Raw genomic sequence first — 15782 nt, 5'->3', positions numbered from 1 at the left:
GCAAAGCCAAGCCCCTTGACCGTTATCAATCTGTGACCTAACGTGGGGAGCGCCTCCGGCGTGCCCGGAAACAATCCCCGAACTCAACGCCCCGCCGCACCCCGTGCGTCGGGGCGTTCGCGTGTCCAACCATGGGAGGTGTTCCCGTGGCCGACCCGATCACGGACGCCGACCGAGAGGCAGTCCGAACCCTGCACGCCGAGGGCAAGTCCCGTAACGCCATCGCCCGGGAGACCGGGCGCAGCGCGGCCACCGTCTCGAAGATCGCTGCCGCCGAGGGGCTCGCGTTCAGCGGCGGGGCGCGCGTCGCCGCCGCTACCGAGGCCCGTCGCTCCGATGCCACAGTGCGGCGCCAGCAGCTCGCCGACAACGCGCTCGACGGCGCGCTCGGTCAGGTCGAGCGGGTCAGCACGGCCGCATCGGCGCGCGACGCACGCGACCATGCCACCGCCGCCCGCGCGCTGACCAAGGTGCACGCCAAGGTCGCCGAGCTCTCCCGTCAGACAGCCACCGGAAGTACCGGGGGCTCAATGCTCGACCGCCTCGCCGACGCCCTGCTCGGGCCACCGGAAGGCGACGCCGACGGGGGGTGATCGCCTCGCCGCCGCCCCTGTCCGAGAAACAGGTTCGCTCAATCCGCGAGGCGACCGCCCGTATCTGTCTGTGGCACGGCAGCGTGCGCTCGGGAAGGACGATCGCGTCATTGCTCGCCTTCCTTCTGGCCGTGCGGGGCGCGCCGGCGTCTGGGCTGATCCTGATCGTGGGGCGCAGTCTCCAGACGATCGAGCGGAACTGTCTCGAACCACTCGCCGACCCAAGCCTGTTCGGGCCGGTCGCCGCCGAGGTGCGCCACACCCGGGGCGCGACGACGGCGGTCATCCTCGGTCGCGTCGTTCACCTTGTGGGTGCGAGCGACGCTCGGGCCGAGGGCAGGCTGCGCGGTCTGACCGCCTCGCTCGCCTACTGCGACGAGGTGACCCTGCTCCCCGAAGCGTTCTTCGTGCAGTTGCTCGCGCGACTGTCCGTTCCCGGGGCGCGGCTGCTCGGCACCACGAATCCTGATTCACCGAGACACTGGCCCAAGGTCAACTACCTTGACCGCGCCGCCGAGCTCGACCTCGCGTCGTGGCACTTCCGCCTCGCCGACAATCCGAGCCTGAGCTCGGCGTACGTCGCCGCTCTGTCCGCCAAGTATTCCGGTCTCTGGCGCAGACGGGTGATCGACGGCGCATGGGTGATCGCCGAGGGCGCGATCTACGACTGCTACGACGAGCAACAGCACGTCGTGACCGCGCTTCCCCCGATGCGCCGGTACTGGACCGGGGTCGACTACGGCACCGTGAACCCGTTCGCCGCGCTGGCCCTCGGGCTCGGCGACGACGGGCGCCTGTACGTCACGAGCGAATGGCGGCACGACTCCCGTGCACAGCATCGGCAGTTAACCGACGCCCAGTACAGCCGCGCCGTGCGGTCATGGCTCGACGAGCTCGACGTCGTCCCGAGTGGACGTTCGTCGACCCAAGCGCGTCGAGCTTCTCCACACAGTTGTGGGCGGACGGACACCCTGGGGTGGCCAAGGCCCGGAACGACGTGATCGACGGAATCCGGTCCGTGGCGAGCGTCCTCGACGCCGGTCTGCTGCTCATCCATGAGTCGTGCGAGGGGCTGCTCGCCGAGCTCCCCGAGTACGTGTGGTCGGACGAAGCCGCCGCGCGTGGCGAGGACCGTCCGGTCAAGGTCAACGATCACAGCGTCGATGCGCTCAGGTACGTGATCCACAGCACCGCGCACGAGTGGCGCGGTCTGCTGACGACCGCCGCCTGAACATCCCTCCCTTCCCTCCCCCGCCCGGGACGCCGTCGCGGCCAGGGGCCTGAACGTCGAGGGGGTGACGCGTGCGCCCCGAGCTGACCGATCGGTTCCTCGCAAAGATCGTCGACGGCCCCCTCGGCTGCTGGGACTGGACCGGGCACGTCAAGCCCAACGGGGACGGGCAGCTCAAGGTGAACGGCCATCCGCAGTACGCGCACCGGGCCGCCTACACCCTGACCCGTGGGCCGATTCCCGAGGGGCTCGTGATCGACCATCTGTGTCGCCGCCGGCTCTGCGCGAACCCGGACCATCTCGAAGTGGTCAGCCACCGGACCAATGTTTTGCGCGGGGTGTCCCCCGCCGCGCGCCGTGCCCGGCAGACGCATTGCGTCCGGGGGCATCGGTTCGACACGTCGACGACCTACATCGCCCCCAACGGCACCCGGCACTGCCGACGCTGCACGGCAGCGCGCGCCCGAACGAGACGACGGCGGGGGGGGTGCACCGTGCCCCTGCCCGATAGCGGCGTCGCGTGGCCGCCGCCGCCGCAGCTCGCCCGGCACTACGCCGAGATCAAGGTCGACGACGCTTGGTACAGCGGCGATCACGACAAGCTCGCCACTGTCTACCGCGACAACCCCGTGCGCCACGACGGCCGCCGCCGACTGTGGGGGCGCGACCGGCAGCAACACACCGGTACGCGCGAGCAGCGGCTGCACATCCCGCTGCCCGGCGACATCGCCGGGGCCTCGGCTGACCTCTTGTTTTCCGAGCCGCCCACGCTCACCGCGACGGACACCGCAACGCAGGACCGGCTCGACGAGCTCGCCGAGTCCGACGGCATCGCGAACACCCTGCTCGAAGCGGCCGAGGTCGCCGCCGCACTCGGCTCGGTGTACCTGCGCGTAACCTGGGATCGCTCGCTCGCCGACCGGCCCCTGTTGACCAGCGTCCACCCCGACGCCGCCGTGCCGGAATTCCGATGGGGCCACCTCTCGGCGGTGACGTTCTGGCACGAGCTCCCTTCGACCTCGGCCATCGTGTGGCGACACCTCGAACGGCATGAGCCGGGGCGCGTCCTGCACGGGCTCTACCAGGGTTCGGCCGACTCCCTCGGGGTCCGTGTGCCGCTGGCCGAGCACACCGAGGTCGCCGACCTGGCCGCCTCTCTCGGCCCGGACGGCGACGCCATCGAGACCGGGATCGAACAGCTCACCGCCGCCTACTGCCCCAACATCAGGCCCAACCGGCGCAACCTCGGCTCGGTGTTCGGCCGCTCGGACTACGGCACTCCGATCTACGACTTGTTCGACGTGCTCGACACGACATGGACATCGTGGATTCGCGACCTGCGGCTCGCCCGCGCGCGGCTGCTCGTGCCCGACGGGTACCTGCGCGACCACGGCGCGGGCAGAGGTGCCTCGTTCGACGAAGACCGGGAAATCTGACAACTGCTGAACATCCCGCCCACCGAGCAGGGCGGGAATCAGATCACCCTCTCGCAGTTCGCGATCAGGGTCGACGAGCACGAGCGAACCTCGACCGCAATCACCCGGCAGGCCGTGCAGAGCGCCGGCTACTCGGTACAGACCTTCGGGCTCGGCGATCATGTCGCGGCCGTCACAGCAACCGAGGTCAAGGCGCGCGAGCACCGGTCCATGACCACCCGCGGAAAGAAGGTGCGCTACTGGTCACCGCCGGTCGTCGACATGCTGCTCGTGATGCTGCTGCTCGACCAGCAGTATTTCCGCCCCCGCATCGTGCCCGAGCGGCCGAGGATCACATTCGGCGACACGGTCAGCGAGGACACATCCTCGCTCGCACAGACCCTGTCCCTGCTTCAACAGGCACAGGCCGTATCCGTGTTGACCAAGGTCCGGATGCTGCACCCAGAGTGGAGCTCGACATCTGTCCAGGAAGAGGCCGACCGGATTCTTTTGGAATCCGGCGCCACTGTTCCCGACCCCATGCAGGCTGGCACTCTCATGTGACGCCCCCCACCCGAAAGATGATGGCCAAGAGCTGCTCTGCACGGTGCCTGACCTGCGGCTCGGGATGCGCAAGCGCTACGATGAGCAGCGCGGCGACAAGGCCGAAAAAGGGGCCAGTTGCGGCGAGTATCTGCAATTCACTTCCCATGCGAATAGACCATAGGCGAAAAGTGAGTGGACTGCGTCAAGCGCTAATTGCTTAATTGGATTGCAGGTTGCATTAAAGACGTCGCCAGATCCAAAACTTGCAGGTGAAGCAAGTAGGGCCCGGGGTGACCTGCAACCCTCCGGGTACATTAGCGATAAGAATGTGACCCACATAACACAGCCCATTAAGTCCTTATGGACACCTTTCCCTCAAGTGAGAAATTTGGGGGTTAGGCGTGCCAATCCACCCCGGAATGGCTGAGGATCTCTCGGCAGGTGTACGTGATCTCTACGCCGACGCCGAGCTGCGGTTGCTGGAGATCATGGCGCGGCAGTTGGCGGACGGGTACGACACCCCGGGGTGGGCGGTCACCAAACTCGCCGCGGTGCAGCCGCTGCGCCGCGCGGCGCAGGCCGTTGTCGACGCCCTCGCGACAGCCATGCCATTGGAGGTGTTCGACTCCGTCGCCGAGGCATACAACGTCGGCACGCGTTCGGGACTGGCCGAGCTCGGGGCGCTGTCGGACGCCGACGCCCGTCGCGCGGCCGACGTCACCCCGATCACACGGGCAATCGACCGGCTCGCCGCCGAGACCGTGCAGCTCGTGACCGCCCCGCCACACACCGGGGGATTCTCCGGGCGGTGGAGGACATGTACCGGAAGGTGGTCGCCACCGTCACCGGTACGCCGCTGCTCGGGATCGACACCCGCAGGCAGGCGACGCAGCGCGCGGTGCAGCAGCTCACAGACAGGGGAATCGGCGCATTCATCGACAAGGCCGGCCGTACGTGGTCAATGACCACCTACGCCGAGATGGCCGTGCGCACGAGCACCGGGCGGGCCGCCGTCGAGGCGCACGCCGACCGGCTGCGCGCCGCCGACCTCGATCTCGTCGTCGTCAGCGACGCCCCGCACGAGTGCCCGCTCTGCACCCGGTGGGAAGGGAAGATCCTCACGCTCGACGGTCCCGACGGCGCGCGCGTGGTCAAGGCCGAACAGGATGGGCACGCAATGGGCACGCAGGGCGACGTGAAGACCATCGAGCTCCGCCCCGATTGCCCCGGAAAAGCGAAAAACCCCAGGTCACAGCAAGTGCGTCCCGGGGTCCTTCAGAGCCCCCTGTCGGATTCGAACCGACGACCTACGCATTACAAGTTGTTCGATCTTGCTCCAAGGGCATCCACCGACGTCCTCCAACACGACGAACTTCCTGGTCAGACCGCCTTGCGGCCTTATGCGGACACGGACAGTCAACTGGGGATGCGGCGACTATCGAGACCAGGACTGAGACCGCTTCGGCCCGAAGCAACCTGGGCGGCTACCTGACCTCGGGTTGCTCTGGCTCTCACCTGCTGCGATGGTGCGCTGGCGTCCGCAGATACCGGGCGTCGTTCGTCCGCGTTGTCAGCGGCTAGACACACCGAGGGCGCGACTTGAGCTGGCGCCCGTCCGCGACGTCACGACTGCAAGTGAGTGGCCCACGCAGCCTTGATCTGTTCCCCTTGCTCGGCGGTGATGACGCCAGCATCCAGCGCCACAGCCACAAGATCCGCCCCGGCTGCCAGCTTCATGGCAGTGAAGGCGTCGTTAACACGATCGGAGTTCCGCGGCGTTCCGACATGTCCAAAATCCAGGTCGTCAGGGAGGAAGTTCGCCACCTCTCCGTCATGGTTCTCAAACGCCGCTTTGTCCATCCTGACATGGACCCGTTTGGTGCCAATGGTGACGATCGTCCCGTGTGACCCGTGGTGGAACAAGGGCCTGTCGCTCGGTGCTCTGACCGTGACCTTGTCTCCGACCTTGAAGCTGCTCAGGGTCTTGCCACTGCCGAGCATGCGACTCTCCTTCTTGGATACGGGGGTCAGGAGCACTTCATACAGTCCGTCTACCCTGCTTGTATACCTCGCTCCGACGCGCTGTCGATCGCCCGCAGGCCAGCCGCCGCCCATAGGATCGCCCCATGATTCGTGCAGTGGTGTTCGATGTCGGCGAGTGTCTCGTGGACGAGACGCGCGAGTACGGGACCTGGGCGGACTGGCTGGGGGTCCCTCGCCATACCTTCGCCGCCATGTTCGGGGCGGTCATCGCTCAAGGGCGGGACTACCGCGAGACGTTCCAGGAGATCCGTCCCGGCTTCGACCTCACCGAGGAGCGCGAGCGGCGGGCGGCGGCGGGCAAGCCCGAGCACTTCGGTGAAGAGGATCTGTACTCCGACGTGCGCCCCGCGCTGGCGCGGCTCCGGCAGGACGGGCTCTGGCTCGGCATCGCCGGGAATCAGACCGTCCGGGCCGGAGGGCTGCTGCGGGGGCTGTTCACGGATGATGTCGACCTGATCGGCACCAGTGACGACTGGGGCGCCTCCAAGCCCGACCCCGCGTTCTTCGAACGGGTCTCCTCGGTGGTCCCGTACGCGGCCTCCGAGACCCTGTACGTCGGTGACCGTGTCGACAACGACATTCGGCCCGCGATCACGGCTGGTATGCCCACCGCCCTCATCCGGCGTGGTCCCTGGGCCACCATCCAGTGGAACACCCCGGACGCCAAGGAGCTGCCGACCCTGCGGATCGGCAGCCTCTTGGAGCTCTCGGAACAGATCGCCAAGCTCAACGCGACAGAGCGCTGAGCGTCGTCGACCACCCGTAGAGCCGATCGTCCAGATCACGAACGCACCGTTCGTGCTGCCAGGGCGCCAGTGCCCGTCTGACCTCGCGCACGCGGTCCATGCCGGTCGCGTACCAGGCCGTGGCAAGGAGTTCGAGCGCCCGGACCGCGTACGCACACGCGGCCTCCGGGCGCCCGTCCGCGACCTCGACCGCCGCGAGGTCCCCCAGGATCACCGTGCGCTGCTTGTCGTCCGACTCGGGCAGTCCGTCCAGGACGGCGGTCAGGGTCGCCCTCGCCTGCGGTAGGTGCCCGGCCGCGAGCTGGGTGTTCCCCTTGAACGCGGCGAGCCGTACGGGGCTGAACCAGTCCATCCAGCTCGGGTTGGGGTGCTCCGACTCCACCGCCAGTACGTCTTCCGCGTGCCGGATCAGGTGCAGAGCCGTACGGGTCTCCCCGCACCTGGTCTCACACTCGGCCTCGACCGCGTCCAGCCATGCCAGGAACTCCGCCGACGCGGGACCGCGCCGGGCGTACGTCCTGGCGGCGACTATCCGTTCCAGCGCTTCTTCCCGGCGCCCCGCCCACCCCGGGATGAAGGCCGAGTGGGCGAGAACGGCCGAGCCGATGAGGGCATCGTCCGCCTCGCCGGCTGCCTGGAGGGCCTTCAGCAGGGTGTCGCCGGCGGCCTCCGGCTGCCGCATGTCGAAGAACTCCATCCGGGCCGCGAGGAGGCAGGACTCCGCGAGTGCCGCCGCCACGCGGTGACGGGTCGCCCCCGTCGTCTCGGGCAGGAGCGCCATTCCCATCGTGGCGTGGGCCATGACGACGGGATGCAGGACCGCGGGGGCGACGGACCAGTACAGGCGCCGGTGGGACCGGGTCACGGCTTCGTAGTCGTCGCCCACCGAGGCGGGTTGCGTCAGTGTCGCCGTCAACCTCGGCACCGGGGAGAGCCCCATGGCGGCCATGTTGGTGACGGCCGCACGACGCTCCGCGCCCTGGTCGTGCGGTGGGGTGAAACCAAGCTGCTCCAGGTCCTGGCGGAGCAGATGGGTCAACAGCTTCCGATGGTCCGGGTGCGGCCACGGAGGAGCGGTCGACTCCCAGCGTCGTACCTGCCGCACCCCGACGGACAGACCACGAATTCCCAACTCTGGCGCTGCTGCGGTCATCGCCTCCGCAAGCCTCTGCTGTGAGGCGTACCCAGCGGCGACGCGGGCGCTCTTGAGGCGGATGTTTCCGCTTGGACGGGACACGGGCACCTCCGATCAGGTTGTGACTCGAAGGTCCCACAACACGTCCTCTTTCGTCATCCTCTCGTTGGTGAGGGTCCGTCAAAGTCCTTCTCTATGACACCTGAAGTCCTCCGTAAGCCCTCGTATGTGCCGGTGGCGACGGCCAGTCTGGATTACCCCGTTCTCCTGCTGGAGGAGTCTCGCCGTGGCCCTGCGCATTCCTCGGTTCATCCGGATACTCCGGTTCCTGCTGCCCACTCCGCCAGGACGCCCGTGCCCCCTCGCGGCGCTTCGTCCGGTCGTAGAAGCACCTCGTCCCGCCGTACGGGCGGCGCCGGGTCCGCCGCCGCCGTTACCTCCGCTGGACGGTCACGAGGTGGACTTGATCCGGCCGTACTTCCTGGCGTACGAGCGGCGGCGGGATCTCGCACGCGGGGTTCCCGACCTGTACCCCGGCGACTTGTTGAGGTGGGCCGGATGAGGCGTTCCAACGCCGGCGGCGATCCCCGAACCCTGATGACGCTGCGGGTCTCCCGGGACTCCGGGAAGACCTGGGGGCCGCGTTCGGTCGTCCGGGAAGGCGACCTGGTGAACCTCCTGGACAACCCGTCGAAGTACCCGGACTGCGAATGCGTGCGCTGCGTCGGCCGGTACGGAGCGGCGATTCCTTCCCGGTTCGGTCTGGCACCGGTCATCGAGTGGCGGCCGTGACCCGGTACTGCGCTGCCGTGGGCAGCCTTCCGCGCGTACTGGTGGCCACCACGGACGGCCCTCTGTCGGACATCACCCGCAGCACCCTGGTCCTCTGCGTCCTGGACAAGCACACGACCGGTGATCACCACGCGGTGATCGAGACGACGGACGGCGCCGCTCTCTGGGCCAGATGGCTGGGCACGACGCTGTACCTCGTGAGCCTGCCCAACTGTGAATCCCAGGGCCCTCCACCCCACTCGGCGCCGTGCTGTCACTTCGCCGGACATGGCGGCGGACACACCTGGGAGTTGGAGCCGCGGGACGACAGTCAGGGTTTCCGGTTCGGCCAACGATGTCGTCGGCCCCCACGCCAAGGATCGGCCGGAGCGATCACGAACCACTGAAACGACAAGACCGGACCACCCCTCGCCTGGACAGCTTCCGGGGTGGTCCGGTCAAGAGCCCTGTTCAGGACCCTGGTGCCCGATGGTACCGGGGTGGTTGTCGTTCTCTCGTACGGCACTGCCCGACCCATGCGCCCGAGAGAGGACCGACGAATGTACGGAAGAGACAGGGAAGTTGGCGGTACGACCGACATGGCGGCGCACCTGAGCGCGCGGTCGGCCGGAGCGGCTTTGGCCGGTGTCCTGTTCGGGTTGGGGTCGGGCATGGTCAGGGGGCCGTACGCTTCCCGGCAGCTCGGGCAGGCTTCACCCCTGCCCGCAATGTGTCCGAGTGGCCCCCTGGCCTTGTCCGACGCGGGCCCCGGGCCGAACAGGTGGGTAAAGCCGCGTAGGCCGTCCGCCCCCGCCACCGGACCCCGGCCTCCGGTCGCTGGATGTGCGCGCCCGGCCCGGGCCGACGCGAGCGGGGCGCGAGACAGGAGCGGGCGGCGGCCCAAGGGCCGCTGGCGCGCGCGGCCCGCGTCTGCGGGCCGCCTTGATCCAGTAAAGAAAGTCTGGACGCGTCACGTCCTGGTCGTGCTGCCGTGAACGAGAAGGACCGTGCCCTCCTGGCAGAGATCACCCAACTGGCAGTCAGCACCCGCGAGGAGCTGGCGGAGCTGCGCATCCGCCTGGCGGCGCTCAGCGATCGTCTCTCCGCTCCAGCCGTTCCACCTTCGCCTCAAGGGCCGTCACCTGACCCTTGAGTTCACCCACCTCGGCCGCCATGGCTTGGAGCTGATCACGGACGGTCAACAGGATGTCGGTGAGCGGGGACTGGTCTCCCGCGGTGGCCTTGTTCTCCCGCTCGGTGAAATCGCCGGCGAACGCGGCGGCCAACTCAGCCAGGGGATCGGCCTCCGGCCGGGCGGCCGGATCGGAGACATAACTCCCACGGCCGTGCACGGAGTAGATGAGCCCCTCATCCCGCAGCACCCGCAGGGCCGCGTGGACGGTGGCGTTGGCGATGCCGAGGCTGTCCTTGAGATCCCTGGACGACGGCAGACGGTCGCCTGGCTTGAGCCGACCGGAGGTGATCTCCTCGCGCAGCCGGTCGGCCGCCAGCAGATACGGCGGTCGGGGATCGTTCGTCGGCAGGCTCATGGGCCGAGGATAGTGCGCTCTAGACCGCACCAGACAGAAATGCGGGACTTGAACCCGTCAATCATCCAGAGCGCCATGGATCACCCTTGACTGATCTAGAGCGCTCCATGTAGAACTGGATCACTTCCACTCGGGAGCAAATCCCTTTCCTCTCAATGGAGTTGATCCATGGCCATGCGCCAGATCCCCATGAACATCGTCGGCGCCTCCTTCATGGTGGTGACCCCGTCCGTACCGAAGATCAAGAACCCCGAGACCGGTGAGGTCGCCACCCACCGCGAGACCGGAGAGACCCTCCACACCATCGGCGTGGTGGAGATGGCCAACGGCCGCGCCGACGTCCTGAAGATCACCATCCCGGCGACCGGGGTCCCGGAGGACCTCCCCCCGGGTCAGCCCGTCCGCCCGGTCGGACTGGTCGCCATCCCCTGGGCACGGATCTTCAACGGTCAGCTCAGTGACGGCGTCGCCTACCGCGCGGACGCCCTGGAGCTGGCCCAGTGACTCGCTGGCTCGCGTCCGGTGATCCGATCGGCGACATCGCCTCCGTGGTCGCCACCATGGCCGTGTTCTGTACGGCGGTGCTGGCCGGATGGGTGACGTTCTGGCTGGTCCGCTATCTGCGGGCCGACACCATGACCCGGGTGAGCATCCGGCAGGCCGCGCGCATTCGCCGTGGCTGGCCGCGACTGGCGCGGATGGCGGGGCTGTCGGTGGTCGACCGAACGCCCACCGGGCTCACGGCCCTGCTCACGCCCCCGGGCCGGACCGCGTCGTCACGCGTCCTGGTTCCGAAGATCCAGGTCCGGCCGGACGCGTTCGGTGTCCAGGTCCGCATGGCCTGTCTGCCGAGGGTGGGGCTGGCCGAACTCCAGCGGGCGGCCCCGTACCTGGCCGACGCCTGGCGGTCGACGCGGGTCGTCGTGAGCCGTGAGGGGCCCGGGCATCTCCGGATACGCGCGGTACGGCGCGATCCGCTGGCCGCGCCGACCCACCACACCCCGGTCCTGCCCCGGGACCTGAGCCACTGGGCCCTCGGTGTGGACGAGTACGCGGAAGACGTCGTGGTCAGCCTGGCCAACGTGCCGGGGGTGACGGTGGCCGGTCTGCCCGGCTTCGGGAAGACCTCGCTGATCTACAAGCTGATCTGCGACCTGGCGGCCTCCCCGCCGTACAGATCGCCGTGGCGGACGGGAAGGCGTCGACGGCGGCGGAGGGCGACTACGCCGATCTGGAAAAGCGGCTGTTCGCGTTCGTCGGCGACGACCCGGCCGACGCGAACGCCCTCTTCCAGAAGCTCGTACGGCTGCGACGGGACCGGTCGACCGCCATCCGGTCCGTCCTCGGGGTGCGGAACATGTGGCACGTCGGTCCCCAACGGGACTGGCCCCTGGTCATGCTCGTGATCGATGAGGCCCACACCTTCCTGCGGGACCACAGGGGCACCGACCCGGCGACCAAGAAGCTGGCCTCCCTCGCGGCCGAGAACGCCCGGCTGGTGGAGGACCTGGTCAGGAAGGGCCGGAGCGTCGGCATCGTGACCGTACTCGCCACCCAGAAGGCGACGGGCGACGCCATCCCCACCTTCATCCGGGACGTCTGCCCGGTGGGGCTGAGCTTCGCCCAGAAGACCATGGAAGCCTCGGTGGCGGCGCTCGGCGAGTCCATCCGCGACTGGCCCGACGCCAACCCGGTGCACCTGCTGGACCCGGTGTACGTGGGCGTCGCCGTCATGACGGTGCAGGGGCGTGAGGGCTTCACCCGCGTCCGTACCCCCGAGGTCTCCGACACGGACGCCGCCGCCGTCGCGGCCCGGTCCGCGCACCTCACCCACGACCCGGCCGCACTCCTCACTTATGTCACGCCCGCAGTGGGAAGCGGGTGACCCCTCATGGCGCCGGACCGTCTCACCGCCCGGACCGTCACGGTGGTCATGGTCGTGATCGCCACGCTCGCCTTCGTCTTCAGCTTCGGCAACGTCTGGGCGCTGGCACTGCGGCTCGGGGTCCCCGACTCCATCGCCCCACTGATCGCGCCCATGGTCGATCTCTCTGTGATCGGCCTCCTGGTCGCGCTGCGCCACCTGTCCCTGCGCGGGCTCCCGGCCCGTGAGCTGCGGTCGGCCAACCGGCTCATGCACCTGTCCGGGCTGCTGACGCTGGCACTGAACATCGCGGAACCGCTCCTCGCCGGGCACTACGGCCGCGCCGCGCTGGACGCGGTGGCACCCGTGCTCCTCCTCGGCTGGGGGCACGTCGGCCCGGAACTGCTCCGGCACCTCCACAGCGAGCACACGCCCCCGGCCGAGACACCCGCCGCCAAGCATCCGGCCACCCGGCAGGCTCCGGCCCCACCGGTCCCGGCCCCGCTGTTGGACGCGGCCCGCCGTATCGCCGACGAACACCGGCTCCAGCACGGCACGGCGATCACGCCCGCCCAGCTCAAAGCCCGACTCGGTGTCGCCCTGCCGCTGGCGACCGCCGCCCACTCCCGGCTCTCCGACTGAGCCACACCCTCTTCGCCCCGGCCGGGGACGACTCCGCCTGCAAGCTCACCGCCCCCGGCCGGGGTGCCCAACCACTCCTGGAAGGACCCCGCCAGCATGGCATCCGCGCCAACGCCGGACCATCGCCCCGGTCCCGCCGTCCGCGACCTCATACGGCTCGCCCGCCTGCACGACTTCAACCGCGTCCGCGACCAGGTCGACCGTGTCGCGGGCTGTACCGGCCCGATCCAGCTCACCGGCCACAGCGCCACCCTCGACGCGACCACGGGTGAGGCCCTGCACGTCTTCACCACCGACGACGAACCGACCGGCCGACTCCTCGTCCCCTGCGGCAACCGCCGCGCCTCCCGGTGCCCGGCCTGCTCGCGGGTGTACGCGGCCGACACCTTCCACCTGATCCGCTCGGGCCTCACGGGTGGCAAGACGGTGCCGGAGTCGGTCCGCGACCACCCCCGCGTCTTCCTGACGCTCACGGCCCCGTCGTTCGGTCCGGTCCACAACCGGCCCGCCACCCGTCCCTGCCGCTGCGGCGAACACCACCCCGCCGGCGCCCCCGCCCTCGGCGCCCCACTGCGCCCGGAGACGTACGACTACGCCGGAGCCGTGCTCTGGAACGCCCACGCCTCCGCGCTCTGGGCCCGCTTCATGACCCATCTGCGGCGCGCGGTCGCCGCCTCCCTCGGCCTGACCCAACGGGCTCTCCGATCCCATCTGCGGATCTCCTTCGCCAAGGTCGCCGAATACCAGCGGCGGGGCCTGGTCCACTTCCACGCCGTGCTGCGCCTCGACGGCCCCGAAGGAAGCACCGCGCCCCCACCGCCGTCGGCGACGGCCACCGTCCTGATCCACGCCGTACGGGAAGCGGCCGACCGCGCCGTCCTGGCCCTCGACTCCCCGGCCGTGGGCGAACGCGCGATCCGCTGGGGCCAACAGCTCGACGTACGGGAGATCACCGCCTTCGGCCGCCGTACGGAACTGACCGACCGGGCCGTGGCCGCGTACGTCGCCAAGTACGCCACCAAGGGCGCGGAGATCTCCGGCACGGTGGACCACCCCCTCTACTGCCCCACCTGCCGGGGACGCGGCACCCGGGGCACCATCCCGTGCCGTCCCTGCGGCGGCACCGGTGAGGGCGTACCCCTGCGCCACCTCGCCACCGAACGCCACACCCGCCAGATGGTCCGCACCTGCTGGGAACTCGGCCGCCTCCCGGAGTTCGCCGGTCTCCGCCTCTGGAAGTGGGCCCACATGCTCGGCTTCCGGGGCCACTTCTCCACCCGCTCCCGCCGCTACTCCACCACCCTGACCGCCCTCCGCGACACCCGCCGCGCCTGGCGCACCGAACAGTCCCGCGTCCGCCTCGGCCTCACCGCAACGACCCTGGTGACCGAATCCTCTTGGGCCTACCTCGGCACCGGCTACACCCCCGGCGAACGCCTGCTGGCCGCGACCGTCCGCCACGAACGGACGCTCGCGCTCCAGTTCAAGCACGAAGGGGGTCCGGACGCATGACGACCCTTCACGCCCCGGTCACCGTGCACTCCGACCGCCTCCTCTACCGCCCGGAGGAGGCCGCCCATGCCCTCGCCCTCGGCCGTTCCACCGTCTACGAACTGATGGCCGCGGGAGAACTCCGGTACATCAAAGTCGGCCGCTGCCGCCGCATCCGCCGAAACGACCTCGAACGCTACGTGGCCGACCTCGCACCCGAGTCCGCTCCCCGGGCGGTGGAGTCATGAGCCCTCGCCCCAAGAAGCCGAACCTGGAGTCGTCCGTCTACCTGGGCTCCGATGGCTGGTGGCACGGCCGCGTGACCATGGGCGCCAAGAACGACGGCAGTCCGGACCGGCGGCACCGCAGCGCCAGGACCGAGCGCGAAGTGAAGCGCAAGGTAAGAGAGTTGGAGAAGCTACGGGACGAGAAACGCGCCCCCAAAGCCGGACGCGTCCCCACCGTGGCGACCTGGATGACCACCTACCTCACCGACATCGCCAGCCTCACCCTCAAGCCTCGGTCGCTGGACGACTACTGGTCCAAGACCCGCAACGACATCATCCCCAGCTTCGGCCGCCACCGCTTGGACAAGCTCCAACCCGAACATCTGGAGAAGGCGTACCGAACCATGCTGGACGAGGGCCACGCCCCCTCCCATGTTCTGAAGGTCCACCGCATCCTGTCCCGCGCTCTCAAGATCGCCCACCGCCGCCGCATCGTCGCGGAGAACGTGGCCACCCTCGTGGACCCCCCGTCCGCCGACGAGACCGAGACAAACCCTTTCACCCGGGAACAGGCCCGAGCCTTCCTGGAAGCCGCCGCACGACGCCCCACCTCCATGCGCTGGATCGTCGGCGTCGGCATGGGCTTCCGCCAGGGCGAGACCCTGGGCCTGCGCTGGAAGTACGTCGATCTGGAGAACGAACTCCTCCACCCCCAGTGGCAGCTCCAGCGCCTCACCTGGCAGCACGGCTGCCCCGACGCCCACGCCTGCGGCACCCGCCTCCACCGGCTCGCCCCGTGCCCGCCTGACTGCACCGCCCACAAAAGCCACAAACGCGGCTGCCCCAAGCCCTGCCCGAAGGGCTGCGCCCGCCACGCCAGCGCCTGCCCCGACCGCAAGAACGGCGGACTCGTCTTCACCCGTCCCAAGACCAAGAAGAGCCGCCAGCCCGTCCCTGTCCCGCCGCCCTTCATCCCCTACCTCATCGAGCACAAGGAGCGACAGGAGGCGGACCGCGCGGCGGCGGGTGACCTCTGGCAGGACCACGACGTGGTGTTCGCCCGCCCCGACGGCCGCCCCCTCGACCCTCACCAGGACTGGCAAGAGTTCAAAGAACTTCTGGCCGAGACGGGCATCAGCGACCGCCGTCTCTACGACGGCAGCCGCCACACAGCGGGCACCATCCTCAACGAACTAGGAGTCGACATGCCCACGATCATGGAGATCCTCCGCCACACCCAGATCAGCCAGACCAAGCGCTACGTGAAAGGCCGCTCCACCCTCACCAAGGACGCCATGCGCCGCATCGGCGACACCTTCGTACCGCGCCCGAAACCCTCCGTTGAGACCAGCGTTGAGACCACGGGCACCCGATCCGCCCGTGACCGCCGCCGCCGACGCATCCGCTGAACGAAAAAGCCCAGCTCAGACACCGTCTGAGCTGGGCTTCGACAGAGCCCCCTGTCGGATTCGAACCGACGACCTACGCATTACAAGTGCGTTGCTCTGGCCATCTGAGCTAAGGAGGC

General features: G+C 69.1%; 18 protein-coding genes, 2 tRNA genes and 2 pseudogenes. 17 read left to right on the top strand and 5 right to left on the bottom strand.

Annotation, left to right across the window (positions count from 1 at the left end; all coding sequences use genetic code 11):
* The first annotated feature begins 146 nt into the window (after positions 1-146).
* The 7 genes and pseudogenes from ACH4S7_RS30730 to ACH4S7_RS30700 all read left to right on the top strand — a co-directional run.
* On the top strand, positions 147-593 hold the full coding sequence (locus ACH4S7_RS30730) for a helix-turn-helix domain-containing protein (protein WP_398524611.1): 447 nt from the start codon (positions 147-149) through the stop codon (positions 591-593).
* Entirely contained in the window at positions 590-1594 is a 1005-nt protein-coding gene (locus ACH4S7_RS30725; RefSeq protein WP_398524610.1) for a terminase large subunit domain-containing protein, read from the top strand. The genes ACH4S7_RS30730 and ACH4S7_RS30725 overlap by 4 nt, the downstream gene beginning before the upstream one ends.
* On the top strand, positions 1591-1824 hold the full coding sequence (locus ACH4S7_RS30720) for a hypothetical protein (protein ID WP_398524609.1): 234 nt from the start codon (positions 1591-1593) through the stop codon (positions 1822-1824). The genes ACH4S7_RS30725 and ACH4S7_RS30720 overlap by 4 nt, the downstream gene beginning before the upstream one ends.
* A 71-nt stretch (positions 1825-1895) precedes the next feature.
* A complete protein-coding gene (locus tag ACH4S7_RS30715; RefSeq protein WP_398524608.1) occupies positions 1896-3260 on the top strand; it encodes an HNH endonuclease signature motif containing protein in 1365 nt (454 codons plus the stop codon).
* 114 nt (positions 3261-3374) lie between these two features.
* Positions 3375-3803: a phage capsid protein gene (locus ACH4S7_RS30710; RefSeq protein ID WP_398524607.1), complete on the top strand. Its 429-nt coding sequence runs from the start codon at positions 3375-3377 to the stop codon at positions 3801-3803.
* Between the two features lie 401 nt (positions 3804-4204).
* Positions 4205-4474: pseudogene (locus ACH4S7_RS30705) on the top strand (phage minor capsid protein); the annotation flags it as partial.
* Between the two features lie 128 nt (positions 4475-4602).
* A pseudogene (locus ACH4S7_RS30700) lies at positions 4603-4860 on the top strand (phage minor capsid protein); the annotation flags it as partial.
* A 204-nt stretch (positions 4861-5064) separates the two neighbouring features.
* On the opposite strand, the gene ACH4S7_RS30695 reads toward ACH4S7_RS30700, so the two are convergent.
* Positions 5065-5129, bottom strand: a tRNA-Thr gene (locus ACH4S7_RS30695).
* Positions 5130-5408: 279 nt separating this feature from the next.
* Positions 5409-5786, bottom strand: a complete 378-nt coding sequence (locus tag ACH4S7_RS30690; RefSeq protein WP_398524606.1) for a hypothetical protein — start codon at positions 5784-5786, stop codon at positions 5409-5411.
* A gap of 125 nt (positions 5787-5911) precedes the next feature.
* Here ACH4S7_RS30690 and ACH4S7_RS30685 point away from each other — a divergent pair, with 125 nt between their 5' ends.
* Positions 5912-6574, top strand: coding sequence for an HAD family hydrolase (locus ACH4S7_RS30685; RefSeq protein ID WP_398524605.1), 663 nt, complete (start codon positions 5912-5914; stop codon positions 6572-6574).
* Here ACH4S7_RS30685 and ACH4S7_RS30680 read toward each other — a convergent pair.
* Complete coding sequence (locus ACH4S7_RS30680; protein WP_398524604.1) at positions 6555-7811, bottom strand: transcriptional regulator; 1257 nt, start codon at positions 7809-7811, stop codon at positions 6555-6557. The genes ACH4S7_RS30685 and ACH4S7_RS30680 overlap by 20 nt on opposite strands.
* A gap of 456 nt (positions 7812-8267) precedes the next feature.
* Here ACH4S7_RS30680 and ACH4S7_RS30675 point away from each other — a divergent pair, with 456 nt between their 5' ends.
* Together ACH4S7_RS30675 and ACH4S7_RS30670 are read left to right on the top strand one after the other, a co-directional pair.
* A complete protein-coding gene (locus tag ACH4S7_RS30675; RefSeq protein ID WP_398524603.1) occupies positions 8268-8501 on the top strand; it encodes an exo-alpha-sialidase in 234 nt (77 codons plus the stop codon).
* Between the two features lie 17 nt (positions 8502-8518).
* Positions 8519-8887 carry a hypothetical protein gene (locus tag ACH4S7_RS30670; RefSeq protein WP_398524602.1) on the top strand — a complete coding sequence of 123 codons (369 nt, stop codon included), beginning with the start codon at positions 8519-8521 and terminating at the stop codon, positions 8885-8887.
* Between the two features lie 681 nt (positions 8888-9568).
* On the opposite strand, the gene ACH4S7_RS30665 is transcribed toward ACH4S7_RS30670, so the two are convergent.
* A complete protein-coding gene (locus ACH4S7_RS30665) occupies positions 9569-10030 on the bottom strand; it encodes a GntR family transcriptional regulator (protein WP_398524601.1) in 462 nt (153 codons plus the stop codon).
* Positions 10031-10198: 168 nt separating this feature from the next.
* Here ACH4S7_RS30665 and ACH4S7_RS30660 point away from each other — a divergent pair, with 168 nt between their 5' ends.
* The 7 genes from ACH4S7_RS30660 to ACH4S7_RS30630 all read left to right on the top strand — a co-directional run bounded on the left by ACH4S7_RS30660 (position 10199) and on the right by ACH4S7_RS30630 (position 15663).
* A complete protein-coding gene (locus tag ACH4S7_RS30660; RefSeq protein WP_398524600.1) occupies positions 10199-10534 on the top strand; it encodes a hypothetical protein in 336 nt (111 codons plus the stop codon).
* Positions 10531-11436 carry a hypothetical protein gene (locus ACH4S7_RS30655; protein WP_398524599.1) on the top strand — a complete coding sequence of 302 codons (906 nt, stop codon included), beginning with the start codon at positions 10531-10533 and terminating at the stop codon, positions 11434-11436. Before ACH4S7_RS30660 ends, ACH4S7_RS30655 begins: the two co-directional genes overlap by 4 nt.
* Entirely contained in the window at positions 11427-11915 is a 489-nt protein-coding gene (locus tag ACH4S7_RS30650; RefSeq protein WP_398524598.1) for a hypothetical protein, read from the top strand. The genes ACH4S7_RS30655 and ACH4S7_RS30650 overlap by 10 nt, the downstream gene beginning before the upstream one ends.
* A gap of 6 nt (positions 11916-11921) precedes the next feature.
* Positions 11922-12536: a DUF2637 domain-containing protein gene (locus ACH4S7_RS30645; protein WP_398524597.1), complete on the top strand. Its 615-nt coding sequence runs from the start codon at positions 11922-11924 to the stop codon at positions 12534-12536.
* A gap of 96 nt (positions 12537-12632) precedes the next feature.
* Positions 12633-14048, top strand: a complete 1416-nt coding sequence (locus ACH4S7_RS30640) for a replication initiator (protein ID WP_398524596.1) — start codon at positions 12633-12635, stop codon at positions 14046-14048.
* Complete coding sequence (locus tag ACH4S7_RS30635) at positions 14045-14275, top strand: helix-turn-helix domain-containing protein (RefSeq protein ID WP_398524595.1); 231 nt, start codon at positions 14045-14047, stop codon at positions 14273-14275. The genes ACH4S7_RS30640 and ACH4S7_RS30635 overlap by 4 nt, the downstream gene beginning before the upstream one ends.
* Positions 14272-15663 carry a tyrosine-type recombinase/integrase gene (locus tag ACH4S7_RS30630; protein ID WP_398524594.1) on the top strand — a complete coding sequence of 464 codons (1392 nt, stop codon included), beginning with the start codon at positions 14272-14274 and terminating at the stop codon, positions 15661-15663. The genes ACH4S7_RS30635 and ACH4S7_RS30630 overlap by 4 nt, the downstream gene beginning before the upstream one ends.
* A gap of 45 nt (positions 15664-15708) precedes the next feature.
* Here ACH4S7_RS30630 and ACH4S7_RS30625 read toward each other — a convergent pair.
* Positions 15709-15782: transfer RNA gene (locus ACH4S7_RS30625), tRNA-Thr, on the bottom strand.

Source organism: Streptomyces sp. NPDC020965 (assembly GCF_044333555.1).
Classification (GTDB): domain Bacteria; phylum Actinomycetota; class Actinomycetes; order Streptomycetales; family Streptomycetaceae; genus Streptomyces.
The sequence above is the reverse complement of the archived record's forward strand: the minus strand, read 5'-3'. Positions and strand labels throughout refer to the sequence as shown.